Annotated in this window: 19 protein-coding genes; 9 read left to right on the top strand and 10 right to left on the bottom strand. The window is 69.0% G+C overall.

Features of this window, described 5'->3' with window-relative positions; translation table 11 throughout:
- Positions 1-8: 8 nt before the first annotated feature.
- Complete coding sequence (gene queG / locus AAN986_RS07590; protein WP_034399415.1) at positions 9-1,064, bottom strand: tRNA epoxyqueuosine(34) reductase QueG; 1,056 nt, start codon at positions 1,062-1,064, stop codon at positions 9-11.
- A gap of 12 nt (positions 1,065-1,076) precedes the next feature.
- On the opposite strand from queG, the gene tsaE reads away from it, so the two are divergent.
- From tsaE to AAN986_RS07575, 3 genes are all read left to right on the top strand, one after another.
- Complete coding sequence (gene tsaE / locus AAN986_RS07585; protein ID WP_016447663.1) at positions 1,077-1,604, top strand: tRNA (adenosine(37)-N6)-threonylcarbamoyltransferase complex ATPase subunit type 1 TsaE; 528 nt, start codon at positions 1,077-1,079, stop codon at positions 1,602-1,604.
- Positions 1,601-3,097, top strand: a complete 1,497-nt coding sequence (locus AAN986_RS07580) for an N-acetylmuramoyl-L-alanine amidase (RefSeq protein WP_017404361.1) — start codon at positions 1,601-1,603, stop codon at positions 3,095-3,097. The genes tsaE and AAN986_RS07580 overlap by 4 nt, the downstream gene beginning before the upstream one ends.
- 211 nt (positions 3,098-3,308) lie before the next feature.
- Positions 3,309-3,533, top strand: a complete 225-nt coding sequence (locus tag AAN986_RS07575) for a glycine zipper 2TM domain-containing protein (RefSeq protein WP_016447665.1) — start codon at positions 3,309-3,311, stop codon at positions 3,531-3,533.
- An 85-nt stretch (positions 3,534-3,618) separates the two neighbouring features.
- Here AAN986_RS07575 and AAN986_RS07570 read toward each other — a convergent pair whose 3' ends face one another.
- Complete coding sequence (locus tag AAN986_RS07570; protein WP_016447666.1) at positions 3,619-4,269, bottom strand: DedA family protein; 651 nt, start codon at positions 4,267-4,269, stop codon at positions 3,619-3,621.
- A gap of 273 nt (positions 4,270-4,542) precedes the next feature.
- On the opposite strand from AAN986_RS07570, the gene AAN986_RS07565 reads away from it, so the two are divergent.
- Both AAN986_RS07565 and mutL read left to right on the top strand, forming a co-directional pair.
- Positions 4,543-4,833, top strand: coding sequence for a glycine zipper 2TM domain-containing protein (locus tag AAN986_RS07565; protein WP_016451238.1), 291 nt, complete (start codon positions 4,543-4,545; stop codon positions 4,831-4,833).
- A 172-nt stretch (positions 4,834-5,005) separates the two neighbouring features.
- Positions 5,006-7,051, top strand: coding sequence for a DNA mismatch repair endonuclease MutL (gene mutL / locus AAN986_RS07560; RefSeq protein ID WP_349335604.1), 2,046 nt, complete (start codon positions 5,006-5,008; stop codon positions 7,049-7,051).
- Positions 7,052-7,094: 43 nt separating this feature from the next.
- Here mutL and AAN986_RS07555 read toward each other — a convergent pair whose 3' ends face one another.
- A complete protein-coding gene (locus AAN986_RS07555) occupies positions 7,095-8,099 on the bottom strand; it encodes a tripartite tricarboxylate transporter substrate-binding protein (RefSeq protein ID WP_047217344.1) in 1,005 nt (334 codons plus the stop codon).
- A 52-nt stretch (positions 8,100-8,151) separates the two neighbouring features.
- Positions 8,152-9,375, bottom strand: coding sequence for a M20 aminoacylase family protein (locus AAN986_RS07550; RefSeq protein ID WP_047217345.1), 1,224 nt, complete (start codon positions 9,373-9,375; stop codon positions 8,152-8,154).
- Positions 9,376-9,491: 116 nt separating this feature from the next.
- Between AAN986_RS07550 and AAN986_RS07545 the strand changes: the two genes are divergently transcribed.
- Positions 9,492-10,511, top strand: a complete 1,020-nt coding sequence (locus tag AAN986_RS07545; RefSeq protein WP_047217422.1) for a LysR substrate-binding domain-containing protein — start codon at positions 9,492-9,494, stop codon at positions 10,509-10,511.
- Between the two features lie 7 nt (positions 10,512-10,518).
- Here AAN986_RS07545 and AAN986_RS07540 read toward each other — a convergent pair whose 3' ends face one another.
- The 4 genes from AAN986_RS07540 to AAN986_RS07525 form a co-directional block, all read right to left on the bottom strand.
- Positions 10,519-11,976, bottom strand: coding sequence for an efflux transporter outer membrane subunit (locus AAN986_RS07540; RefSeq protein WP_047217346.1), 1,458 nt, complete (start codon positions 11,974-11,976; stop codon positions 10,519-10,521).
- Between the two features lie 28 nt (positions 11,977-12,004).
- Positions 12,005-15,256, bottom strand: coding sequence for an efflux RND transporter permease subunit (locus tag AAN986_RS07535; RefSeq protein ID WP_047217347.1), 3,252 nt, complete (start codon positions 15,254-15,256; stop codon positions 12,005-12,007).
- 86 nt (positions 15,257-15,342) lie between these two features.
- A complete protein-coding gene (locus AAN986_RS07530) occupies positions 15,343-16,626 on the bottom strand; it encodes an efflux RND transporter periplasmic adaptor subunit (protein WP_016447674.1) in 1,284 nt (427 codons plus the stop codon).
- Between the two features lie 121 nt (positions 16,627-16,747).
- Positions 16,748-17,608: an alpha/beta hydrolase gene (locus AAN986_RS07525; RefSeq protein WP_047217348.1), complete on the bottom strand. Its 861-nt coding sequence runs from the start codon at positions 17,606-17,608 to the stop codon at positions 16,748-16,750.
- A gap of 175 nt (positions 17,609-17,783) precedes the next feature.
- On the opposite strand from AAN986_RS07525, the gene AAN986_RS07520 reads away from it, so the two are divergent.
- Positions 17,784-18,698: a LysR family transcriptional regulator gene (locus tag AAN986_RS07520; RefSeq protein WP_016447676.1), complete on the top strand. Its 915-nt coding sequence runs from the start codon at positions 17,784-17,786 to the stop codon at positions 18,696-18,698.
- A 351-nt stretch (positions 18,699-19,049) separates the two neighbouring features.
- Complete coding sequence (gene gdhA, locus AAN986_RS07515) at positions 19,050-20,393, top strand: NADP-specific glutamate dehydrogenase (protein WP_016447677.1); 1,344 nt, start codon at positions 19,050-19,052, stop codon at positions 20,391-20,393.
- An 84-nt stretch (positions 20,394-20,477) separates the two neighbouring features.
- On the opposite strand, the gene AAN986_RS07510 is transcribed toward gdhA, so the two are convergent.
- Together AAN986_RS07510 and AAN986_RS07505 are read right to left on the bottom strand one after the other, a co-directional pair.
- On the bottom strand, positions 20,478-21,803 hold the full coding sequence (locus tag AAN986_RS07510) for a serine hydrolase (RefSeq protein WP_047217349.1): 1,326 nt from the start codon (positions 21,801-21,803) through the stop codon (positions 20,478-20,480).
- Between the two features lie 123 nt (positions 21,804-21,926).
- Positions 21,927-22,799 (bottom strand): hypothetical protein, encoded by an 873-nt coding sequence (locus tag AAN986_RS07505; protein ID WP_016447679.1) that lies wholly within the window; start codon positions 22,797-22,799, stop codon positions 21,927-21,929.
- Positions 22,800-22,948: 149 nt separating this feature from the next.
- On the opposite strand from AAN986_RS07505, the gene AAN986_RS07500 reads away from it, so the two are divergent.
- Positions 22,949-23,851, top strand: coding sequence for an alpha/beta fold hydrolase (locus AAN986_RS07500; RefSeq protein WP_047217350.1), 903 nt, complete (start codon positions 22,949-22,951; stop codon positions 23,849-23,851).
- Positions 23,852-23,867 lie beyond the last annotated feature (16 nt).

Below are 23,867 nucleotides of genomic sequence, written 5' to 3'. Positions count from 1 at the left end.
TTATCAGCTCAATCCGATCTTTGCGACAGTGCCCAGGCCACATGCTCGCGCACCATGGCGTCGGGATGTTCGGCGCGGCTGGCCAGCGCCTGGCGCAGTGCCGTATCGCCGGTTTCACGCCAGGCGTTTCCCAGCGCCACGGCCACGTTGCGCAGCCAGCGCGCATGGCCTATGCGCCGGATGGGACTGCCTTCGGTCAGGCGCAGGAAGGTCGCCTCGTCCCAGGCGAAGAAGTGCACCAGCTGCCCGCCAGCCAGAATCTCGCGCGCATCGAAATCAGGCAGGCGGCTGGGCTGGGCAAACTTGTTCCAGGGGCAGGCCAGCTGGCAGTCGTCGCAGCCGTAGATGCGATTGGCCATCAGCGGCCGCAACTCCTCGGGAATGGCGCCCGCATGCTCGATGGTCAGGTAGGAGATGCAGCGCCGCGCATCCACCCGGTGCGGCGCCACGATGGCGCCCGTGGGGCAGGCCGTGATGCAGGCCGCGCAGCTGCCGCAGTGCGCGGTCACCGGCGCCGTGGGCTCCAGCGCCAGGTCCACATAGATCTCGCCCAGGAAGAACATGGAGCCTGCCTCGCGGTTGAGCACCAGCGTGTGCTTGCCACGCCAGCCCTGGCCGCTGCGCCGGGCCAGCTCGGCCTCCAGCACGGGAGCGGAATCGGTGAAGGCGCGGTGGCCGAAGGGGCCGACCTCCTGGGCGATGCGCTCTGCCAGCTTCTGCAGCCGGTTGCGCAGCACCTTGTGGTAGTCACGGCCCCGGGCATAGACGGAGACGATGCCCTCGGCGGGCCGCTGCAGCCTCTCCCACTCCATGGCCTGCCAGGCGCCGGGCGCGTCGGCGGGCGTGTCGCGCGGCAGGTAGTCCATGCGGGCCGTGATCACGCTCACGGTGCCCGGCACCAGCTCGGCAGGCCGCGCGCGGCGCAGTCCGTGGGCCTGCATATAGTCCATCTCGCCATGGAACCCCTGGGCCAGCCACTGCATCAAACCCGGCTCCGCAGACGACAAATCCACGCCAGCCACGCCAATTTGGGAAAATCCCAGTTCGCGGGCCCAGCCTTGCATCAAAGGAACCAATTGACTGCTGCACAACATACTCCCTCGATTGTAGAAAGCGCCCGGCCGCAGGATGCGGAAACTGCGGGCCATCGCTGGATATGGGGCAGCGAGGAAGACACGCAGCGGTTTGCGCAGCAGCTCGCGGACCATCCGGCGCTGCGCAATGCCTACGTCACGCTGCACGGCGACCTGGGCGCCGGCAAGACCACGCTGGTGCGGCACTGGCTGCGCGCACTGGGCGTGCAGGGCCGCATCAAAAGCCCCACCTATGCCGTGGTGGAGCCGCACGAGGCGCCGGGCCTGTCCATCTGGCACTTCGACTTCTACCGCTTCGACGATCCGCGCGAGTGGGAGGATGCAGGATTTCGCGATATTTTCGCCAGCCCCGGTCTCAAGCTGGCAGAATGGCCCGAAAAGGCCGCAGCGCTTACGCCTGCGGCAGATATAGCTATTCATATCGAAGCAATCGACGAGACGCAGCGCCAGGTGAGCCTGATCGCCGGCACGCCCGTCGGACGCGCCGTGATCGAAGCACTCAAGGCATGAGCGACGCCCAATCCTTCTCCTATCCGTCCGGCCTGTCGCGCCGCAACCTGCTGCAGGCGGGCTCCATCGTGCTGCTGCTGGGCCGCCAGCACATTGCGCACGGCGCCACCATCGTGGCCGTGCGCGTCTGGCCTGCGCCAGAGTACACGCGCGTGACCATCGAGTCCGACCGGCCGCTGGCTGCCAAGCAGTTCTTCGTGGACCAGCCGCCTCGGCTGGCCGTGGACATCGAAGGCATCGACCTCAATCCCGCGCTGCGCGAGCTGGTCGCCAAGGTGCGCTCCGACGACCCCAACATCGCATCCATCCGCGTGGGCCAGAACTCGCCCAGCGTGGTGCGCCTGGTGATCGATCTCAAGCAGCCCGCCAAGCCCCAGGTCTTCACCCTGCAGCCGGTGGCGGCCTACAAGCACCGGCTGGTGTTCGACCTGTACCCGGCCAAGGCCGTGGACCCGCTGGAGGCGCTGATCAGCGAGCGCCTGCGTGATGCCTCCGGCGACGACACCGCCGTGGCGGCGGCACCTCCACCACCTCCTGCACCCGCAATGCCCCGCCCCCCAGGCGCCGCGGCGCCGGCCCCCGACCCCCTGGGCGACCTGATCGCCCAGCACAGCGGCGGCACGGGCGGCAAGACGCCTGCGCCGCCGCCTGCCGTGATCGCGCAGGCGCCGGCTCCCGCGGCTGCGCCGCGTCCTCCTGCCCCAGCGCCTGCACCCGTTCCGGCCCCTGCCCCCATTGCCGCGCCCAACATCGCCACCTCGCGCCAGACCGACCGCATCATCATCGTGGCGCTGGACCCGGGCCACGGCGGCGAGGACCCCGGCGCCACCGGCCCCAGCGGCACGCGCGAGAAGGATGTGGTGCTCAAGATCGCCCACCTGCTGCGCGACCGCATCAACAACACCCGCATCGGCGGCAGCCCCATGCGCGCCTTCATGACGCGCGACGCCGACTTCTTCGTGCCGCTGGCCACCCGCGTCGAGAAAGCCCGGCGCGTTCAGGCCGACCTTTTCATCAGCATCCATGCCGATGCCTTCACCACGCCGGCCGCGCGTGGCGCCAGCGTCTTTGCGCTCAGCGACAAGGGCGCCTCCAGCACGGCCGCGCGCTGGCTGGCCAACAAGGAAAACCAGTCCGACCTCGTGGGCGGGCTGAACATGGGCTCGCAGGACCAGCACGTGCAGCGCATGCTGCTGGACATGAGCACCACGGCCCAGATCAAGGACAGCCTCAAGCTCGGCGGCGCCCTGCTGGGCGAGATCGGCAACATGGCCAAGCTGCACAAGCCGCGCGTGGAGCAGGCCGGCTTTGCCGTGCTCAAGGCGCCCGACATCCCCAGCGTGCTGGTGGAGACCGCCTTCATCAGCAACCCCGAGGAAGAAGCCCGGCTGCGCAGCAGCGCCTACCAGGTGCAGCTGGCCGACGCGCTGATGCGCGGCATCCGCAACTACTTCGCGCACAACCCGCCGCTGGCCCGCAGCCGCTCCGTCTGAGCCGCGAGGGTTGCCACAGGCACGGCGGCATGCCGTCCGCCGCCGCTGTCGGACAGGCAGGACCGGACGCTTCCAAACCGCCCGGCCCCAGCTCGGGCAACTCTCCTACCACGGCCGCAGGCCGTGAATGAGAGCATGCCAACATGTTCCACACAATGCTTGCGCCACCATCCATCCGCCGAAGCAACGCAGGCCACGACAGGAGATGAACATGAAGACACGCCTTTATTCCATTGCCGCCGCTGCCGCCATTGCCTTGTTCTCTGCCGGCTGTTCCACCAACCCCAGCAACGCCCAGATCGGTACCGGCGTCGGCGCCGTGGCCGGTGGTGTGGTGGGTGACGCACTGTTCGGCAGCACGCTGGGCACCGTGGGCGGCGCAGCCGCCGGCGCACTCATCGGCAACGAGGTGGGCAAGCGCAACGACCGCCGCTGACCCCTGCCGCCGCCGTTCGGCCACTGAACGAAAAAGCCCCTTGCGCCATCACGGCGCAAGGGGCTTTTTGCTGTGCGCTGAAGGCTCAGGAAGCCGTCTTGGGCGCGCGGCCCGCGCGCCATGCGCCGAAGATGGCGATCAGGCCCGGCACCAGGATCAGGCCCCAGATGATCTTCTCCAGGTTCTCGCGCACCCAGGGCAGGTTGCCGAAGAAATAGCCGGCGGCGCTGATGCCGAACACCCAGACAATGGCTCCGCCCACGTTGAAGGCCGTGAACTTGCCTCGGTCCATGGCAGCCACACCGGCCACGAAGGGGGCAAAGGTGCGGATGAACGGCATGAAGCGCGCCAGCACGATGGTGATGCCGCCGTAGCGCTCGTAGAACGCATGGGCCTGGTCGAAGGCACGCCGGTTGAACCAGCGCGAATCCTCCCACTGGAACACCTTGGGCCCTATGTAGCGGCCTATGGTGTAGTTGCACTGGTCGCCCAGCACGGCCGCCACCAGCAGCACGGTGCAGGCGATCGAATAGTCCATCAGCCCCACGCCGCACAGCGCGCCGACGATGAACAGCAGCGAGTCGCCGGGCAGAAAGGGCATGACCACCACGCCCGTCTCCACGAAGACGATGAGAAACAGCAGCGCATACACCCAGGGTCCATAGGCCACGACGAAGGCCTCCAGGTGCTTGTCTATGTGCAGGATGAAGTCGATCAGGAACTGAATGATTTCCAAAAGAAGGTCCTCCGCGGCGGGCGCCGCACCGGCCCGTACTGTACTTCGCCGGCATGCCCCCACAGCCGAGCCAGAGCCAATCGCACCGCCGCGCACACCGGCGCTTGCATGGAACTACAAATGCTTGGAATCGCGCCTGTTTTGTTACACAACTTGATAAAACTCTACGAAAAACTCACGAGTGCGTCAGCTTTTTGCAGGCAAAGTCCTTGCATGCCGTCGGCACCGCCGGCCCGGCCTCACCACCATCATCAGGACAAAAGGAAGCAAGCCATGAACAAGACCCTTCGCACCTTCGAGCGCATGACTGAACGCAAGTCGGGCACCACCATGGGCCGCAGCCTGGCCGTCGCCGCCCTTGTGGCCGGCGCGCTGGCCCTGGGCGGCTGCGCCCACCGTCCCAACAACGCGCAGTTGGGCACGGGCGTGGGTGCCGTGGCCGGTGGCGTGCTGGGCAGTGCCCTGTTCGGCACCACGCTGGGAACCGTGGGCGGCGCGGCCGCCGGCGCGCTGGTCGGCAACCAGATGGGCAGCAACAGCGACCGCGCCGGCCGCCGCCGCTGAGGCCGCGCGGCCCCGGCCGCTCTCATCAAAGAGTGCCCCCAGCTCTGGCCTTTGTGGCCGGGGACGCCTCTTGGAGCCGCCTGTGCGGCTCCTTTTTTTGCGCGTGCCCAAGGCACTCCGACCCCATTCCCACAGGCCTCAAGCGGTGGATGCGAGCCCCTAGAATTGCCCTGTGAACGCATCCACCCCCTCCCCCGACACCCTTCCCCGCCGCCCCATCCGTGACCTGCCCGACGAGCTGATCAGCCAGATCGCGGCCGGCGAAGTCGTCGAGCGTCCTGCCTCGGTGGTGCGCGAACTCGTGGACAACGCCCTGGATGCCGGTGCCCGCCAGATCAACGTGCGGCTGCTGGCCGGCGGCGTGCGCCTGATCTCGGTGGAGGACGACGGCGGCGGCATCCCGCGCGATGAGCTGCCCGTGGCGTTGCGCCGCCATGCCACCAGCAAGATCACCGATCTGCACGACCTGGAGACCGTGGCCACCATGGGCTTTCGCGGCGAGGCGCTGGCGGCCATCTGCTCGGTGTCGGAGGCGTCCATCCTCTCGCGCCCTGCGGGCCAGGACTCGGCCTATCTGCTCGATGCGCGCAGCGGCGAGCTGCGCCCCGCCGCGCGCAACCAGGGCACGACGGTCGAGGTCAAGGAGCTGTTCTTCTCCACGCCGGCCCGCCGCAAATTCCTCAAGAGCGATGCCACGGAGCTGGCCCACTGCATAGAGTCCGTGCGCCGCCATGCCCTGGCCCGGCCCGACGTGGGCTTTGCCATCTGGCACGAAGGCAAGCTGGTCGAGCAGTGGCGTGCCGCCGGCAGCATGTCGGACGAAGCCCTTGCGCGCCGCCTGGGCGATGTGCTGGGCGACGCCTTCGTGCAGAACTCCGTGACCGTGGAGCACTGGTCGGGCGCCGTCCATGTCACGGGCCGCGCGGGCATTCCCGATGCGGCGCGCTCCCGGCCCGACCACCAGTTCTGCTACGTCAATGGCCGCTTCGTGCGCGACAAGGTGCTGACCCACGCCTCGCGCAGCGCCTACGAGGATGTGCTGCACGGCCACAAGCAGCCCGTGTATGCGCTGTATGTGGAGATCGACCCCGCGCGCGTGGACGTGAACGTGCACCCCACCAAGATCGAGGTGCGCTTTCGCGACAGCCGCGAGGTGCACCAGGCCGTGCGCCACGCCATAGAGAACGCGCTGGCCGCACCGCGTGCCGCCGCAGCAGCCGCTGCGGCTGCCGAAGAGGCCGCGCGCACGCCCGAGCTTGCGCCCGCCGCTGCGGCAGCGCCGGCCACGGCGCCCAAGGCATCCATGCCCGCCTGGCCCCAGGCCCGCATGAGCTTTGGCGATGAGCAAGGCGGCCACAAGGTCAGCAATATGGCGGGGCTGTGGGCCCCCATGCGCGAGTCCGCAGCCGCAACGGTTGCAAGTCCGGCCCAGGCCTTGGCCGCCGAGCAGCCAGCCGTGCTCGCTGTACCCGCTGTGCCCACTGCTGCCCTGGCCCCCGTCAGCTACGCGCCCCCGGCTTACGCGCCGGCCGTCCAGTCCCCGACTGTTGCCGTTGCCGAGCCTGCTCCTGCGGATTTCTCTGCGCCCCGCACATCATCCGCAGCGGCCACGGCAGCGTCCGACGAGCCCGTCTGGCCCCTGGGCCGCGCCGTCGCCCAGATCCACGGCGTCTACATCCTGGCCGAGAATGCCCAGGGCATGGTCGTGGTGGACATGCATGCGGCGCACGAGCGCATCGTCTACGAGCAGCTCAAGAATGCCGTCAATGCGGCAGAACAGATCCCCAGCCAGCCGCTGCTGATTCCCGCCACCTTCGCCGCCACGCCCGAGGAAGTGGCCACGGCCGAGGCCCATGGCGAGACGCTGCAGGCGCTGGGCATGGAAGTCTCGCCCTTCTCTCCCAAGACCCTGGCCGTGCGTGCCGTGCCCGCCACCCTGGCCCAGGGCGATGCCGTGGAGCTGGCGCGCAGCGTGCTGGCCGAGCTGGCCCAGCACGACGCCAGCACCGTGGTGCAGCGCGCGCGCAATGAGATCCTGGCCACCATGGCCTGCCACGGCGCCGTGCGCGCCAACCGCCGCCTGACGCTGGACGAGATGAACGCCCTGCTGCGCCAGATGGAAGTCACCGAGCGCTCCGACCAATGCAACCATGGCCGCCCCACCTGGCGGCAGATGAGCATGAAGGAACTGGACGCGCTGTTCCTGCGCGGTCGCTGAACCTGCGAGGCTGCCGCCAGCGCCGTCAGAGCCGTCTACACCGTCAGTCGCGCATGTTCGCGAAGGCCGCCAGCTGCTCGTATTTGCGGTCTTCCTCGGCGATCAAGCGCGCCAGGTCCTCGCGGCCCGAGGCCGGCACCATGCCGGCATCTTCCAGGCGCTTGCGCACGGCGGGCTCGGCCAGCGCCTCCTGAAGGGCCGCCGTGATGCGCTGCGCGGTGGCGGCGGGCAGTCCGCGCGGCGCCATCAGCGCAAACCAGCCCACCAATTCATAACCGCGCAGCGGCGCCAGTTCGGCCATGGCTGGAACCTGGGGCAAGGCGGACAGGCGCTGCGCGCTGGTGACCGCCAGCGGCACGATGCGCCCGCTCTGCAGAAACGGTTGCGCCGCCGTGGGCGAGAGCATGGCCAGGTCCAGGCTGCCGCCCGCCAGGTCGCTGGTCAACGGCGCCACGCCGCGGTAGGGCACATGGGTGATGGAAACACCGGCGCGCTGCTTGAACAGCTCTCCCGCGAAATGCAGGGTTGACCCCACGCCCGAGCTGCCGTAGCTGAGCTTGCCGGGCTGGCGCTTCGCCAGCTCCAGCAGCTCGGCCAGGGTCTTCACGCCCAGGCCCGGGCGTGCGGCCAGGATCAGCGGGCCGGTGGCCACCAGGCCCAGCGGCGTGAAATCGCGGCGGCCGTCGTAGCGCTGCGCGGGGTTGACGATGCGCGTGGCCACCAGCTCGTTGCTGGCCCCCACCAGCAGCGTGTAGCCATCGGCCGGTGCCGAGGCCACGCGCTGGGCCGCAATGGCGCCGGCCGCCCCACCCACGTTGTCCACCACCACCGTGCCGCGCAGCCGCGCGGCCAGCGCATCGCCCACCACGCGGGCGACCAGGTCCACCGAACCACCGGCCGGGTATCCGACGACCAGCTTCAAGGGCTTGGCAGGAAAGCCGCCCTGGGCAGCGGCCGGCAGGGCCAGCCCCAGCGCGGCTGCGCCCAGGAGGCTGCGGCGGCTCAGGGCCTGGCGGGCCTCGGAGAAGAGAGGAAATGCAGTGCGCATGGTGGCAATCGCAGGTGAAGTCGTGAAAGGAATCCGGCGCGGGCGCGGCGCTTCAGGCGGCGGACAGAAAGCGCCGGGCCAGCTTCACCCAGTAGGTGGCGGCCAACGGCAGGATGCGGTCGTTGAAGTCGTAGCCGGGGTTGTGGACCATGCAGCCGCCCGTGCCATGCGTGTCGCCCACGCCGTTGCCCACGATCAGATAGCTGCCAGGGCACTGTTCGAGCATGAAGGAGAAGTCCTCGCTGCCCGTCAGCGGCTGCAGGCCGGGGATCAGCGCCTGCTCGCCCAGCCAGTCGCGCGCCACCTCGCGGGCGAAGGCCGTGCTGGCCGCATCGTTGACCAGGGCCGGATAGCGCCAGCGGTAGTCCACCACGGCCTCGGCCCCCAGCGTGGCGGCCTGGGCATGGGCCAGCGCGGTGATGCGTTCGCGCAGCAGGGAACGCACCTCGGGCCGGTAGGCGCGCACGGACAGGCGCAGCTCCACCTCGCCAGGGATCACGTTGGGCGCATCGCCGCCATGGATGGCGCCCACGCTGACCACGGCCATGTCGCGCGGATCGACATTGCGCGAGACCACGGTCTGCAGCGCCAGCACCAGGTGGGCCGCCGCCACCACCGGGTCGGCCGACAGATGGGGGGCCGAGCCATGGCCGCCCTTGCCGCGCACGGTGATGATCACCGTGTCCGACGAGGCCATGAACGAGCCCTCGCGAAAGCCGAACTGCCCCTCGGCAAAGCCCGGCATGTTGTGCAGCGCAAAGATGGCATCGCAGGGGAAGCGCTCGAACAGGCCGTCCTCCACCATCTTGCGGCCCCCGCCCAGGCCCTCCTCGGCCGGCTGGAAGATCAGGTGCAGCGTGCCGTCGAAGCCGCGTGCCTGGGCCAGCTCGCGCGCGGCGGCCAGCAGGATGGCGGTATGGCCGTCGTGCCCGCAGGCATGCATGCGGCCCGCATGGCGGCTGGCGTAGGGCAGGCCGGTCTGCTCGTGGATGGGCAGCGCATCCATGTCGGCGCGCAGGCCCAGCCGGCGCGTGCCCGAACCGCAGCGCAGCGTGCCGACCACGCCCGTGCCTCCCAGGCCTCGGTGCACTTCATAGCCCCAGGAGGCCAGGCGCTCGGCCACCAAGTCGCTGGTGGCGAACTCCTCGAAGGCCAGTTCGGGATGGGCATGCAGGTGATGGCGCAGGGCCACCATCTCGGCCTGCGTGGCACGAATGCCGGCAAGCACCGGATCGGCGGCTTCGGCCGTGGTGGAAACGAGCGGGTCAATGTTCATGCCCGCAGTCTAGGAAGCGTGGGCAGCGGGCGGAAGACCGCCAGCGCCTGCCCTGCCAGGCATTGCCTGTCATCCCCCGGCATGCGCCGATCACAGCAATGGCAGGGATGGCGGCCATGGCACGAAACCTGCAAGATCGGCCCATGAATTCCCAGCCCCACCCCGATGCCGGCCCCGCAATGAAGCTGCACCAGATGCGCTACCTCGTCGCCGTGGCCGGCTGCGGCAGCGTGCGCGCCGCGTCACGCGCGCTGGGCATCACCCAGTCGGCCATCACCCAGGCCCTGCGCGAGCTGGAGGAAGGCCACCGCCTTGCGCTGTTCGAGCGCCAGAGCAGCGGCATCGTCCTCACGCCGGCCGGGCGGACGCTGCTGCGCCATGCCCAGCTGATCACCGGGCAGATGGCCCAGGCCGAGGATGAAATGGCCCGCCTGCGCGACACCTGCGCCGTGGCGCGCCTGTGCGTGGGCGTGACGCCCTGGGTGGGCCAGAGCCTGCTGCCCCATGTGCTGCGCGCCTTCCGCGCCGAACTGCCCCAGGTGCGGCTGGAGCTGTTCGAGGGCCTGTCGGCCGTGGCCCATCCGCGCCTGCGCGAAGGCACGCTGGACCTGCTGATCGGCCGCGTGCCCTCGGGACCCTCGGGCGGCGACCTGCATGGCACGCCGCTGTTCCGCTACGACGCCACCGTCGTGGCCCGCACGGGCCATCCGCTGGCAGGCGCCCGCTCGCTGGCCGAGCTGATGGACTGCGACTGGCTGCTCAACTACACGCCGCCTGAAGAAGACGACCTGGTGCGGCGCCTGTTCCTGCGCCACGGCCTGCCCGTGCCAGTGGGCCACATCCACCTGGTGCATTCGGCATCGCTGCTGCTGCACCTGATCGCGCACAGCGACATGCTCTCGTTCTGCCCCTGGCCGCTGATCGAATCGGGCGTGCCCCAGGGCACCCTGGTGCCGCTGTCCCTGCGCGAGCAGTTCGAGCCCCACACGGTGGGCGTGGTCCAGCGCGGCCACGGCCCCCTGCCCTGGGTGGCCGAGCGCTTCGTGCACCACCTCATGGAGCAGGTCCACGCCTGCCGCCACAGCCCGGACCCGGTGCTGCAGCGCGTGTTCCGCTCCATCGACGTGCTGGCCTGAGGGTGCCTCAGCGCAACGTGGCCTGGGCCACCGGCACGTCAGCCGGCACATCCCAGCCCCCGCCCAGCGCGCGGATCAGGCCCACGGCGGCCTGGTACTGCGCGGACTTCACCTGCAGCGCCTGGCGGCGGTTGCGCAGTTCGCTGCGGCGGGCATCCAGCAGGTCCAGCTGGCTGACGTAGCCATTGCGGTAGCGCGTGTCCGACAGGCTGGTGGCACGCTGGGCGGCCACCACGGCCTGGCCCTGCACGGTGGACTGCTCCTGCAGGATGCGGATGGACGACAGCTGGTCCTCCACCTCCTGGAAGGCCACCAGCGCCTGCTGGCGGTAGGCGGCCAGCGCGGCATCGAGCTGCGCGCCTGCGGCCTGCACGCCGGCCTCGCGCCGGCCGCCGTCGAACAGCGGCAGCGACAGCAAGGCGCCCACGCCCCAGGAGCGCATGGACCACTTGAACAGGTCACCGACCTCGGGTGAGGCATGGCCGGCCGCGCCGGTCAGCGAGATGCTGGGGAACCATGCCGTCTTCGCCACGCCCACGCGCGACTGCGCGGCGAACACGGCGCGCTGCGCGGCCGAGATGTCGGGCCGGCGCATCAGCACCGTGGCCGGCACGCCAGCTGGAATAGAAGGCAGAGCCGTGGTCCAGGCGCCTTCGCCCAGGCCGAAGCGCGAGGCCGAGTCGCCCACCAGCACGGCCAGCGCATGCTCGACCTGGGCGCGCTGGCGGTCCAGCGCCAGCGCGTCCGATTCGGTGGCCGACAGCTCGGCCTGGATGCGCGCCACGTCCAGCTCGGCAATGTCGCCGGCCTGCAGCCTTCGCTCCGACAGGCGCAGCGTGTCGCGGTAGGCCTCCACGGTCTCGCGCATCAGGGCGCGCTCGGCGTCCAGTGCGCGCAGTTGCAGATAGGTCTGCGCGACCTCGGCCTGCACGGCCAGCCGCGTGCTTTGCAGCAGGGCCTCGCGGCCCTCTGCATCCAGCCGCGATGCGTCGGCCGCCTGGGAAATGCGGCCGAACAGATCGACCTCGTACGACAGGTTCAGCCCCGCATTGACCAGGGTGGCAGGCCGTGTGCCCGAGGCCTTGTCCAGCCCCGCGCCGCGCGTGGCCCCTGCGCCCAGGCCCAGTTGCGGCATGCGCTCGGCATTGGCGCTGCGCGCCAGGGCGCGGGCCTCGGCCAGGCGTGCGGCCGCGGCCTGGATGCTCTGGTTGTTCAGCGTGGCCTTGTCCACCAGCGCGTCCAGCGCCGGGTCGGCAAAGGCCAGCCACCATTGGCCGCGTGCCTGGGCTTCGGCGGGCAGGGCCTGGGTCCAGCCCGCCTGCGGCGCGGCGCCCTGCTCCTTGAAGGCGGGGGCGGCCGGCAGCTCGGGCAGGCTCTGGGACACGCTGGCGCAGCCGGCCAGGGCCAGCGCCGCCACCAGGGGCAGCAGACGCCTGGACAGTTTCGAAAGCAATGGGATCTTCATGATCGGTTCCTGTTCTTGTGGTGTGGGCTCATTCATGCTCGCCACGCGCGGCAGAGGGTATGGGCAGCGCGCCGCCACCCGAGGCATGGCCGTGGGCGGGTGCCTGTGCAGGGGCCTCTTCCTCCATCTCGGGCCCATGCTGCTTGAGCGGCCGGTTGCCTGCCAGGCGGCGCATCAGCACGTAGAACACGGGCGTCAGGAACAGGCCGAAGGCCGTCACCCCGATCATTCCCGAGAACACGGCCACGCCCATGGCGCGGCGCATTTCCGAGCCGGCGCCCGTGGACAGCACCAGGGGCAGCACGCCCATGACGAAGGCCAGCGAGGTCATCAGGATGGGGCGCAGGCGCAGCCGGCTGGCCTCGATGGCGGCCTGTATGGGCGTGCGGCCCTCGAACTCCAGCTCCCGTGCGAACTCCACGATCAGGATGGCGTTCTTCGCACTCAGCCCCACCAGCACGATGAGCCCGATCTGCGTGAAGACATTGCTGTCGCCGCCCGACAGCCAGACGCCGGTCATGGCCGCCAGCAGGCCCATGGGCACGATCAGGATGATGGCAATCGGCAGGGTCAGGCTTTCGTACTGCGCGGCCAGCACCAGGAACACCAGCAGGATGGCCAGCGGGAACACCAGCACCGCCGAATTGCCGGCCAGGATCTCCTGGTAGGTCAGGTCGGTCCATTCGAAGTCGATGCCCTTGGGCAGGGTCTCGGCCGCGATGCGCTTGATGGCGTCCTGTGCCTGACCCGAAGAGAAGCCCGGTGCGGCACCGCCGTTGATGTCGGCCGTGAGGTAGCCGTTGTAGCGCATGGCGCGCTCGGGACCGAAGCTGGAATCCACCTTCATCAGCGCCGACAGCGGAATCATCTCGCCCGAGCTGGAGCGCACCTTGAGCATGCCCACGTCCTCGGCACGCGCGCGGTAGGGCGCGTCGGCCTGCACGCGGACGCTGTAGGTGCGGCCGAACTTGTTGAAGTCGTTCGCATACAGGCTGCCCAGGTAGATCTGCATGGTGTCGAAGATGTCCGTCACCGGCACGCCAAGCTGGCGCGCCTTGGTGCGGTCGATGTCGGCATACAGCTGGGGCACGTTGACCTGCCAGCTGGTGAACATGCCGGTCAGCTCGGGCGTCTGGTAGGCCTTGGCCATGAAGGCCTTCACGGCCGCGTCCATCTGGTCATAGCCCAGGGAGGCGCGGTCTTCCAGCTGCAGCTTGAAGCCGCCCGTCGTGCCCAGGCCCGCCACGGGTGGCGGCGGGAACATGACGATGAAGGCGTCCTGGATGCCTGCGAAGGCCTGGTTGAGCTGGCCGGCCACGGCGCCGCCGCTCTGGTCGGCGCGCTTGCGCTCGTCAAAGGGCTTGAGCGTGGCGAAGACGATGCCCGAGTTGGAGCTGTTGGTGAAGCCGTTGATGGACAGGCCCGGGAAGGCGATGGTGTCCTCCACGTTGGGGTTGTCCTTCATGATCTCGCCCATGCGGCGGATCACCTCGTCCGTGCGGTCCAGCGTGGCACCGTCGGGCAACTGGGCAAAGCCGATCAGGTACTGCTTGTCCTGCGCGGGCACGAAGCCCGAAGGCACGGCCTTGAACAGGCCGAAGGTCACGGCGATCAGCGCCAGGTAGATGGCCAGCATCAGCGCCTTGCGCGAGATCACGCGGCCCACGCCGCCGCTGTAGGCCTCGGAGCCCCGGTGGAACATGCGGTTGAAGCCGCGGAACAGCCAGCCGAAGGCCCGGTCCATGCCGCGCGTCAGCGCGTCCTTGGGCGCATCGTGGCCGCGCAGCAGCAGGGCCGCCAGCGCGGGCGACAGCGTCAGCGAGTTGATGGCCGAGATCACCGTGGAGATGGCAATCGTCACCGCGAACTGTTTGTAGAACTGGCCCGTGAGGCCGCTGATGAAGGCCAGCGGCACGAACACCGCCACCAGCACCAGGGCGATGGCGATGATGGGCCCGGACACTTCGCGCATGGCGCGGTAGGTGGCGTTGCGCGGCGTGAGACCGGCCTCGATGTTGCGCTCCACGTTCTCGACCACGACGATGGCGTCATCCACCACGATGCCGATGGCCAGCACCAGGCCGAACAGGCTCAGCGCGTTGATGGAAAAGCCCAGCAGATGCAGCACGGCGAAGGTGCCGATCACCGACACCGGCACGGCCAGCAGCGGGATGATGGAGGCGCGCCAGGTCTGCAGGAACAGGATCACCACCAGCACCACGAGCACGATGGCCTCCAGCAGCGTGTGCACCACCGATTCGATGGAGGCGCGCACGAACTGCGTGGGGTCGTAGGCAATGCGGTACTCCAGGCCCTCGGGCATGTTCTTGTTCAGGGCCTCCATGGTCTTGCGCACGTTGGCCGAGATCTCCAGCGCATTGGAGCCCGGCGCCTGGAACACGCCCATGCCCACGGCCGGGTCGTTGTTCAGCAGCGAGCGCAGCGAATAGTCGGCCGCGCCCATCTCCAGGCGGCCGATGTCGCGCAGGCGAGTCACGGCGCCGTCGGAGCCGCTCTTGACGATGATGTCGCCGAAGTCCTCCTCGCTTTGCAGGCGGCCCTGGGCGTTGATGGACAACTGCATGTCCACGCCCGGCAGTCCCGGCGAGGCGCCGACCACGCCGGCCGCAGCCTGCACGTTCTGGCCACGGATGGCGGCCACCACATCGCTGGCCGACAGGCCGCGCTGCGCCACCTTCTGCGGGTCCAGCCACACGCGCATGGCGTAGTCGCCGCCGCCGAAGATCTGGATCTGGCCCACGCCCTCGATGCGCGCCAGCGGATCCTTCACGTTCAGCACCGCGTAGTTGCGCAGGTAGTTGATGTCATAGCGCTGGTTGGGCGAGACCAGGTGCACCACCATGGTCAGGTCGGGTGCGCTCTTGACCGTGGTGATGCCCAGGCGGCGCACCTCTTCCGGCAGGCGCGGCTCGGCCTGCGAGACGCGGTTTTGCACCATCTGCTGCGCCTTGTCGGGGTCGGTGCCCAGGCGGAAGGTGACGGTCAGCGTCATCACGCCGTCGCTGGTGGCCTGGCTGCCCATGTAGAGCATGCCTTCGACGCCGTTGATCTGCTCTTCCAGCGGCGTGGCCACGGTCTCGGCGATCACCTTGGGATTGGCGCCCGGGTACTGGGCGCGCACCACCACGGATGGCGGCGCGACCTCGGGGTATTCCGAGATCGGCAGCCCGCCCATGGCGATCAGGCCGGCGATCAGCATCAGCAGCGAAAGCACGCCCGCGAAGATCGGCCGGTCAATGAAGAATTTGGATAGGTTCATGGTGTTTGGCTCCGCCACGGCAAAGCGCGGCCCATGCCGCCTGCGGTCAGGCGGCATTTCAGAGGCAGGAAAGGTGTGCGGCTAGATCAGGACTTGGTTGCGTCAGCCACTTGTTCGGCTGCCTGCCGGGTGCCCGGCTGGCGGGCATCGGCCCGCGCATCCATGGACACCTCCTTGGGCGCGACCAGGGCGCCGGGGCGGATGTGCTGCAGGCCGTTGACCACCACGCGCTCGCCAGGCTGCAGGCCCTGGGTCACGTTGCGCAGGCCGTTGACCGAGGCGCCCAGCACCACCTCGCGGTAGACGGCCTTGTTGTCGCCGCCCACCACCATCACGTACTTCTTGCTCTGGTCCGTGCCGATGGCGCGCTCGCTGACCAGCAGCATGCTGCTGTCGCGCGCCTGGCCCATGCGGATGCGGGCGAACTGGCCGGGCATGAGGGCGCCGTCCTTGTTGTCGAAGGCCGCGCGCACGCGCACCGTGCCGCTTCGGGCATCGACCTGGTTGTCGATCAGCTGCAGCCGGCCCTCGAAGGGCGTGCTGCCGGCCGTGGCCGTGCCCATCTGCACGGGAATGCTGTCGATCCTGGCGCGGTTGCCCGCGCCGCCGCCCAGCTCCTTGAGCGCGCGCGTGATGACCTGCTCATCGGCATCGAAGCTCGCATAGATGGGGCTGACCGAGACCAGCGTGGTCAGCACCGGCGCGCCCGGGCCTGCGGCCACCAGGTTGCCCACGGTGATCTCGCGCTTGCCGATGCGGCCCGACACGGGGGCGCGCACCTGGGTGTAGCCCAGGTTCAGCCGCGCCGATTGCAGGGACGCCTGGGCCGCGCGCAGATTGGCCTCGGCCTCGCTGCCTGCGTTGATGCGCTCGTCCAGCTCGCGCTGGGCAATCGCCCGCTCGTCCCACAGGCGGCGTGCGCGCTCCTGCTCGCTGCGTGCATAGGACTGGCGTGCCTGGGCCGAGGCCACCTGGGCTTCGGCCCGCTCGACCTCGGCCGCATACGGTGCGGGGTCGATGGTGATCAGCAGATCGCCCTGCTTGACCAGCGCGCCCTCGCGAAAGTGCACGGCCTGCACGGCGCCAGCCACGCGGGAGCGGATGTCCACGCGCTCCACGGCTTCAAGGCGGCCCGAGAACTCGTCCCAGGCGGTGACCTCGCTTTCGGCGACCGTGGCCACCGACACAGGCGTGGCGGCGGGCTGGGCGCTGGCGGGCGCGTCATCGGCCTTGGCATCGAAGCCGTGCAGGCCGAACAGGCCGGCGCTGACGGCGAGGATGGCCGCAGCGGCGGCCGGCAGCTTCCAGCCCTTGCGCTGGGCCGAGGCGGAAGAAGAGGGTGAGGAGGATGAGGTGGATTGGGTGGACATGGTGTTTTTTTGCGTAATTCAGGGAACACGATGCCCGCCCGGCGCCTGAACGCGCCGGGAAGGCGGAATCGAAATGGGAAAACGGGGGCAGCAAGGTTCGCCGGCTGCGGCGGCGCGGGGCCTAGCCCGGTGCTGCGGGCTTGTTCATGGTGGCCTCGAAGAAGTCATGCACATGCTGGGACACGGCGGCGCTGCAGGCCGTACAGGCCTCGGCCTCGGACAGGGCCTGCGGCCAGTTCGACGCGCTGGGCAGCACATGGCTGCTGGCTGTCACGCCGGCCGCGCGCAGGCGGGCCGCATAGGCCTGGGCCTCGTCGCGCAGCGGGTCGTCGCCACCCACCAGCACCAGGGCCGGCGGCAGCTGGGCCAGGCGCAGCGAGCTGCCGGGCACGGCATAGGGATGCATGGCGTCCTTGGGGCAGCTCAGGTACTCGCGCCAGCCCGTGGCCCAGCGGCATTCGCCGGCCTCGGGCGTGGCCTCGCGCTGCGAGGCGGTGCCGGTGCAGGGATCGAGCATGGGCGACACCAGGATCTGGCCTGCCAGCGGAGGGTGGCCCCGGTCGCGCGAGATCACGGCCACGGCGGCGGCCAGGTTGCCGCCGGCTTCTTCACCCGCGAGGAACAGCGGCGCGCCCTTGCCCGCCATCTTCACGCGGTGCTTGTACAGCCACTGCAGCACGGCGTAGCCCACCTCGATGGGCTGGGGAAACGGATGCTCGGGCGCCAGCGGGTAGGCCAGCGACACCACGACGGCGCCCGCCTCGGCCAACAGCCGGCCGATGTAGCGCCCGTTGTCCAGCGTGCCGCAGACAAAGGTGCCGCCATGGAAATGCAGCACCAGAGGCGAGACCGTGCCGGGCCTGCGCTGGCCATAGGCGCGCGCAGCCACGGTGCCGTGCTCGGGCAGCTCGATGGAGAATTCTGTTTCGGCAATCTGCGCCCCGGCGGCGGGGCCGTTCGGAGGCGACGAGGAAGTGGACATGGCGCGAACCTGCGGCAATGGTCGATGGTTGGAATATAGGCGGCGCCGGCCATGTCTGAAATAGCAACGCAGCCATCGCTCTGTTTCCGTTTCACGAACAATCGCCCGACACGGCGCGTGTGAGAATTCCGCCGAGCCGGCATTCCCTTGCCGGGCGCTGCAGGAGCATCTTTCCATGGACCAGATCCAGGCCATGCGTGTCTTCGTTCGCGTGGTGGAAGCCGGCAACTTCACCCGCGCCGCCGATTCGCTGGACCTGCCCAAGGGCACGGTCACCAAACAGATCCAGGCGCTGGAGGCGCGCGTGCGCGTCAAGCTGCTCAACCGCACGACGCGGCGCGTCACCGTCACGCCCGATGGCGCCGCCTACTACGAACGCGCGGCACGCCTGCTCAACGACTTCGACGATCTCGAAGCCAGCATGGTCAACACCCAGACCGCGCCCAGCGGGCGGCTGCGGCTGGACGTGGGCAGCTCCATGGCCCGGCTGATCATCATTCCGGCGCTGACCGAATTCTGCGAACGCTATCCCGACATACAGATCGACCTGGGCGTGGGCGACCGCCTGGTGGACCTGATCAGCGACAACGTGGACTGCGTGATCCGCGGGGGCGAGCTCAGCGACCAGTCCCTGGTGGCGCGCCGCATCGGCTCGATGAACTGGGTCACCGTGGCCTCGCCCGCCTACCTGGCACGCCATGGCGTGCCCCAGCATCCGTCCGAACTGGATACGAAGCACCAGATCGTCGCCTTCTTCTCGGGCCATACGCGGCGCATGTACCCGCTGGAATTCCAGCGGGGCGATGAATCCATCGAGGTGGCGGGCAACTACCGCATCGCGGCCAACGACAGCAATGCCTACACGGCCGCCGTGCTGGCGGGCTTTGGCATCGCGCAGCTGGTCACGGCCTTTGCCCAGCCGCTGATCGACAGCGGCGAACTGGTCGAGGTCCTGCCCGATTGGACCCAGCCGCCGCTGCCCATACACGTGGTCTACCCGCCCAACCGCCACCTCAGCGCCAAGGTGCGGGCCTTCGTGGACTGGGCGGCCGACCTGTTCGCGCGCCATCCCCAGCTGCAGCGCAGCTGAAAGGCCGGCGATGGGATGGCCGGGCGGGCCCAAGCCCCGTCCGGCTGCAAGGCCTTCCCAGCCACTCTTCATGTCAGCGGGCATGGCGCCAGCCATTCCCATTCGCCATGACCATGCACGCCACCGGATACGGCCGATCCAGGAGCCTGCCTGCCCGCCCACTGCTGCACGCAGCTTTCTGCCATGCACCAAATACCGTCAACCCCCTCTGAAGATGCACCGAAACACAGCACGAAGGCACCAAGCTCGGGCGCCGTTCACCAAAACGATGCATGACGGCATAACTTTTAGGCATAATCTTGGTTTGCACTCACCCCTTTCCGCAGCCGTTTTTAGTCAGAGGTTTTTTCCATGAAGTACGAGTCCGTCGGCCAGTTCCTTGATGAAGTCGCGCAACGCAATCCCGGCCAGCCCGAATTCCTGCAAGCCGTCACCGAAGTGATGGAAAGCCTGTGGCCCTTCATCGAGAAGAACCCCAAGTACGCCGAGCACGGACTGCTGGAGCGCCTGGTCGAGCCCGAGCGCGTGGTCATGTTCCGCGTGAGCTGGACCGACGACAAGGGCCAGGTGCAGGTCAACCGCGGCTTCCGCATCCAGCACAGCATGGCCATCGGCCCCTACAAGGGCGGCCTGCGTTTCCACCCCTCGGTCACGCTGTCGGTGCTCAAGTTCCTGGCGTTCGAGCAGACCTTCAAGAACGCGCTGACCACGCTGCCCATGGGCGGCGGCAAGGGCGGCTCGGACTTCGATCCCAAGGGCAAGAGCCCCGCTGAAGTCATGCGCTTTTGCCAGGCCTTCGTCACCGAGCTGTTCCGCCACGTGGGCCCGGACACCGACGTGCCGGCAGGCGACATCGGCGTGGGCGGCCGCGAAGTGGGCTTCATGGCCGGCATGTACAAGAAGCTGTCCAACAGCGCCGCCAGCGTGTTCACGGGCAAGGGCCTGTCCTTCGGCGGCTCGCTGATCCGCCCCGAAGCCACCGGCTACGGCACCGTCTACTTCGCCCAGGAAATGCTGGCCACGCGCGGCCAGTCCTTCGCAGGCAAGACCGTCTCCATCTCCGGCTCGGGCAACGTGGCCCAGTACGCCGTGGAGAAGGCCATGCAGCTGGGCGCCAAGGTGGTGTCGGTCTCCGACTCCTCGGGCACCGTGTATGACCAGGACGGCTTCACCACCGAGAAGCTGGCCATCCTGATGGACGTGAAGAACCACCGCTACGGCCGCGTGGACGAGTACGCCAAGCTGGTGGGCGCCGAGTTCCTGCGCGGCAAAACGCCGTGGCACCTGAAGGTGGACGTGGCCCTGCCCTGCGCCACGCAGAACGAACTGACCGAGGAAGATGCCAAGGTGCTGATCGCCAACGGCGTGGTCTGCGTGGCCGAAGGCGCCAACATGCCCTCGACCATCGAAGCCGCCAAGGCCTTCGAGAAGGCCGGCGTGCTGTACGCACCGGGCAAGGCCAGCAATGCCGGTGGCGTGGCCACCTCGGGCCTGGAGATGAGCCAGAACGCGGCCCGCCTGTCCTGGCCAGCCGAGGAAGTCGATGCCCGCCTGCTGCAGATCATGCAAGGCATCCACGCCGCCTGCCTGAAGTACGGCAAGCGCGAGGACGGCACGGTCAGCTACATCGACGGCGCCAACATCGCCGGCTTCGTCAAGGTAGCCGATGCCATGCTGGCCCAGGGCGTGATCTGAGCGTCAGCGCTCCCCACCCCTGACGAAAGCCCATGCAGCCTGCTGCATGGGCTTTTTTCATGGAAAGAGATGGATTCGCGCGCCTTACCTGTCGCGCACCGCATCGGCCAGCGCCGCCCAGGCCTTGAGCGTCAGCGCATGCGTGAAGGCCGCGCCCGCCACCGGGTGCGATGACAGCTTGACCACCACCATCTGCGCGGCCGGGTTCATGTGGATGAACTGGCCGTGTATGCCGGCGGCCTCGTAGGCGCCATCGGCGTTGTGCAGTACCCACCATTGGTTGCGGTAGCTGTAGCCGGGCCGCGCGGCCTGGATGCCGCGGAACTTGAACTGCTCGCGGTCGCCGCCGCGCGCAATGTCGTCCAGCACCGCCTTGTCGAAGATCTTCTGGCCGTTGAAGCTGCCGCCCAGGCGCAGCATCTCGCCCACGCGCGCCAGGTCACGCGCCGTGGCGTTCAGGCCCGCGCCCTGCAGCGGCGTGCCGGTGCTGTCCACCATCACATAGGCGTCTTCCTGCATGCCCAGCTTCTGCCAGATGTTCTCGCTCATGAGATCGCTCCAGCGCCGGCCCGTGACGCGCGAGACGATCCAGCCCAGCACCTCGGAATGCACGGTGCGGTAGACAAAGCCCTCGCCATGCGTGCCTTCCTTGGGCAGCGTCTTGAGGAAGTCGTACACATTGGTCGGCCCCGCGTAGCCAGGCGGACGCGGCAGCATGCCCGAGGCCCAGGAGTAGCCGAAGATTTCGGTCCTGGGGTCGGTGTAGTCCTCGCGAAAGCGCACGGCCCCGGTCATGTCCATGACCTGGCGCACCGTCATGTCGCCCCAGGCAGAGCCTTCCAGCTCGGGCACGTATTTAGTGACCAGGGCCTGGGGATCGATGCGCCCATCGTGGGCCAGTTGCGCGGCCATCAGGCCGGTGAACGATTTGGTGACCGAGAACAGCAGGTGGGGCGAGCTGGCCTGCATCTGGTTCTGGTAGCGCTCGAAGACCACCCGCCCCTTGTGCAGCACCACGATGGCATCGGTGTAGGTGCGGTCCAGCCACTGGTCCACGGTGATGGGCTGGCCCTTGTCGTCGTCAAAGCGCAGGCCGCCCAGGGCCATGGGCGCTTCGGGCAGTGCCGAGGGCGCCGCCGCGCCGCGCCGGATGTTCTGCGTGGGCTGGATTTCGCGCAGGTGCTGCACCACCCAGCGCAGCTGTGGATAGCGGTAGCCGTTGGACACGTCCACGCGCTTGTCGGCGGCCGGCGGAAAGCCCTGCATCAGCCCCAGCTGCTCCAGGCGCACGCTGTCGGGCGGCGGCAGCGCGGGCGCTGCGGGGGCCTGTGCCTGGGCCGCCACCCAGCCGGGCAGTAGCACCAGCAGGGCCATGGCATTCCGGGAACGCCGAAAGAGCGGACTGACCATCGTTGTCTCCTTGGTTTTTTGGAAACGGCCAGTCTTGCAGAAAGCCCCCGGCCGGTCACGGGTGTTCGCCCGCCCGCAGGCCGCAAGGCTGTCGTCTGCGCGACGAAGGTTTTAGTGGGGCATTCAGCGGCGCATCAAGGCCGCATCGCACCAGCGCTGCGCCACGGCCGGAGAAGTGGTGCAGACCGTGTCGTGCGTCACCGTGGTCACGGCGCGCTCCAGCAGCTGGATGTCGGCCTCGTGCTGGCGCGCCACATGCGGGTCCTCGAAGAAGATCACGCGCTGGCAGCGGCGGTCCAGCACCAGGTCGGCGATCTGCGCATCGCCGCCCAGCGGGCCGCTGTTGTAGCGGTCCACCCAGGGCCGGTCCTCGGGCCAGCCACGGCTCCAGGCCATTTCGTTGAGGCGCTGGCCCGTGGTGCCCGTGCCCACGCGCCGGCCAAAGCGCGACAGCAGCTCGAAGTTGCGCGCCGCGAAATCCAGCATGGTGGGCTTGAGCGCATCGTGGGCGATCAGCGCCAGCGTCTGCTGTGCGTAGTCGTGAAAGCGCTGCGCACCGGCATCCTTGGGCAGACCTGCCTGGATGCGCTCCATCTCGACCCAGTCCCGCGCCGAGGCCACGGTGGACAGGAAGGGCTTGCCATGGATCACGCACTGGCGCTTGAGCGCCACGGCCTCGGGAAAGATGGAGGACGGATCCACCGGGTCGGTGAAATAGATGGCCCCGTCGATGGTGCGCTCGTCGCCTTCCACGCCCACCACCTCGGCCACCAGTTTCATCAGCCCGCCTTCGCGGCCATAGGGATAGCGGCGCAGGCCCCGGTAGGACGCCAGCATGCCGGCCGCCTGGATGGCATCGAAGGTGCGGCCCACGGCATGCAGGCCCAGCTGCAGCTCGCGGATGCCGGACTCGCAGGCGCGCAGCCAGCCGAACAGTGCGGCATCCTCGGTTTGGTGGTGGATTCGGTTGGCGGCCAGGCCCAGGCGTATCGGCATACAGGTTCACTCATCAACAGTGGGGAGAGGCCCGTGCAGCCAGGACAGCCTGCGGACCAGCGGCAAGAATAGCGCCAATCCATGACAGCGCCGGCCGGCACGGCAGCGGCGCTGAACTTTTGGCCGGCCCGTGCATCCATTGTTGCGTCATGCCCTCACTGCTTTCCCACCTGTGGCCCCGACGGCGCCTGCACCGGCTCACGGCAGCGCTGGGCGTGGCCGCGCTGCTGGCGGCCAGCGGCTGCTCCGTTCTGGATACCAAGCAGCGCGAATGGATCTTCCAGCCCAGCGACCGCAGCTGGCCCGGCGCCAACACGGCCGGCATGGAAGATGTCTGGATCGACATGCCAACGCAGGACGGCGCCCGCCTGCATGCGCTGTGGCTGCCCCAGCCGGCCACGGCCAGCAACGCCCCCGTGCTGCTGTACCTGCATGGCGCGCGCTGGAACGTTGCCGGCTCCTCGCCGCGCATCCGGCGGCTGCACGAGCTGGGCTTTTCGGTGCTGGCCATCGACTACCGGGGCTTTGGCAAGAGCAGCGCCGGCCTGCCGTCCGAGGAATCGGCCGCCGAGGATGCCCGCGCCGGCTGGGACTGGCTGGGCCGGCACGCTCCGGACCGGCCGCGCTTCATCTTCGGCCATTCGCTGGGCGGCGCCATCGCCATCGACCTGGCGCGCAGCGTTCAGGATGAGGCCGGCGTCATGGTCGAGGCCACCTTCACCAGCATTCCCGACGTGGTCCGCAGCTTCCGCTGGGGCTGGCTGCCCGTGGGGCCGCTGATCACGCAGCGCTTTGCCTCCATCGACAAGGTGGCCGGCATAGGCTCGCCGCTGCTGGTCGTGCACGGCAGCGCCGATCCGCTGATCCCCGCCACGCTGGGCCGCCAGCTGTTCGACGCGGCCAGCGAGCCCAAGCGCTTCGTGCTCATCGAAGGCGGCAACCACCACAACACCCAGTCGCGCGCCATGGACCAGTACCGGCAGGCGCTGGACGAGCTGTTCGGGCTGCGCCTGCTCGCACAGGCGTCCACAGTGCCTGCAAGCCCGCGCTGAGCGGCGCAGCCTGCGC

Source organism: Delftia sp. DS1230, assembly GCF_040112715.1.
GTDB lineage: Bacteria > Pseudomonadota > Gammaproteobacteria > Burkholderiales > Burkholderiaceae_C > Comamonas > Comamonas tsuruhatensis.
The sequence above is the reverse complement of the archived record's forward strand: the minus strand, read 5'-3'. Positions and strand labels throughout refer to the sequence as shown.

What these genes read in the sequence shown, in the direction of transcription:
- queG (WP_034399415.1), bottom strand. Translation starts at nt 1,064, where the DNA reads ATGCAAGGCTGGGCCCGCGAACTGGGATTTTCCCAAATTGGCGTGGCT.
- AAN986_RS07580 (WP_017404361.1), top strand. Translation starts at nt 1,601, where the DNA reads ATGAGCGACGCCCAATCCTTCTCCTATCCGTCCGGCCTGTCGCGCCGC.
- AAN986_RS07575 (WP_016447665.1), top strand. Translation starts at nt 3,309, where the DNA reads ATGAAGACACGCCTTTATTCCATTGCCGCCGCTGCCGCCATTGCCTTG.
- AAN986_RS07565 (WP_016451238.1), top strand. Translation starts at nt 4,543, where the DNA reads ATGAACAAGACCCTTCGCACCTTCGAGCGCATGACTGAACGCAAGTCG.
- AAN986_RS07555 (WP_047217344.1), bottom strand. Translation starts at nt 8,099, where the DNA reads ATGCGCACTGCATTTCCTCTCTTCTCCGAGGCCCGCCAGGCCCTGAGC.
- AAN986_RS07550 (WP_047217345.1), bottom strand. Translation starts at nt 9,375, where the DNA reads ATGAACATTGACCCGCTCGTTTCCACCACGGCCGAAGCCGCCGATCCG.
- AAN986_RS07545 (WP_047217422.1), top strand. Translation starts at nt 9,492, where the DNA reads ATGGCACGAAACCTGCAAGATCGGCCCATGAATTCCCAGCCCCACCCC.
- AAN986_RS07540 (WP_047217346.1), bottom strand. Translation starts at nt 11,976, where the DNA reads ATGAAGATCCCATTGCTTTCGAAACTGTCCAGGCGTCTGCTGCCCCTG.
- AAN986_RS07535 (WP_047217347.1), bottom strand. Translation starts at nt 15,256, where the DNA reads ATGAACCTATCCAAATTCTTCATTGACCGGCCGATCTTCGCGGGCGTG.
- AAN986_RS07530 (WP_016447674.1), bottom strand. Translation starts at nt 16,626, where the DNA reads ATGTCCACCCAATCCACCTCATCCTCCTCACCCTCTTCTTCCGCCTCG.
- AAN986_RS07525 (WP_047217348.1), bottom strand. Translation starts at nt 17,608, where the DNA reads ATGTCCACTTCCTCGTCGCCTCCGAACGGCCCCGCCGCCGGGGCGCAG.
- AAN986_RS07520 (WP_016447676.1), top strand. Translation starts at nt 17,784, where the DNA reads ATGGACCAGATCCAGGCCATGCGTGTCTTCGTTCGCGTGGTGGAAGCC.
- gdhA (WP_016447677.1), top strand. Translation starts at nt 19,050, where the DNA reads ATGAAGTACGAGTCCGTCGGCCAGTTCCTTGATGAAGTCGCGCAACGC.
- AAN986_RS07510 (WP_047217349.1), bottom strand. Translation starts at nt 21,803, where the DNA reads ATGGTCAGTCCGCTCTTTCGGCGTTCCCGGAATGCCATGGCCCTGCTG.
- AAN986_RS07505 (WP_016447679.1), bottom strand. Translation starts at nt 22,799, where the DNA reads ATGCCGATACGCCTGGGCCTGGCCGCCAACCGAATCCACCACCAAACC.
- AAN986_RS07500 (WP_047217350.1), top strand. Translation starts at nt 22,949, where the DNA reads ATGCCCTCACTGCTTTCCCACCTGTGGCCCCGACGGCGCCTGCACCGG.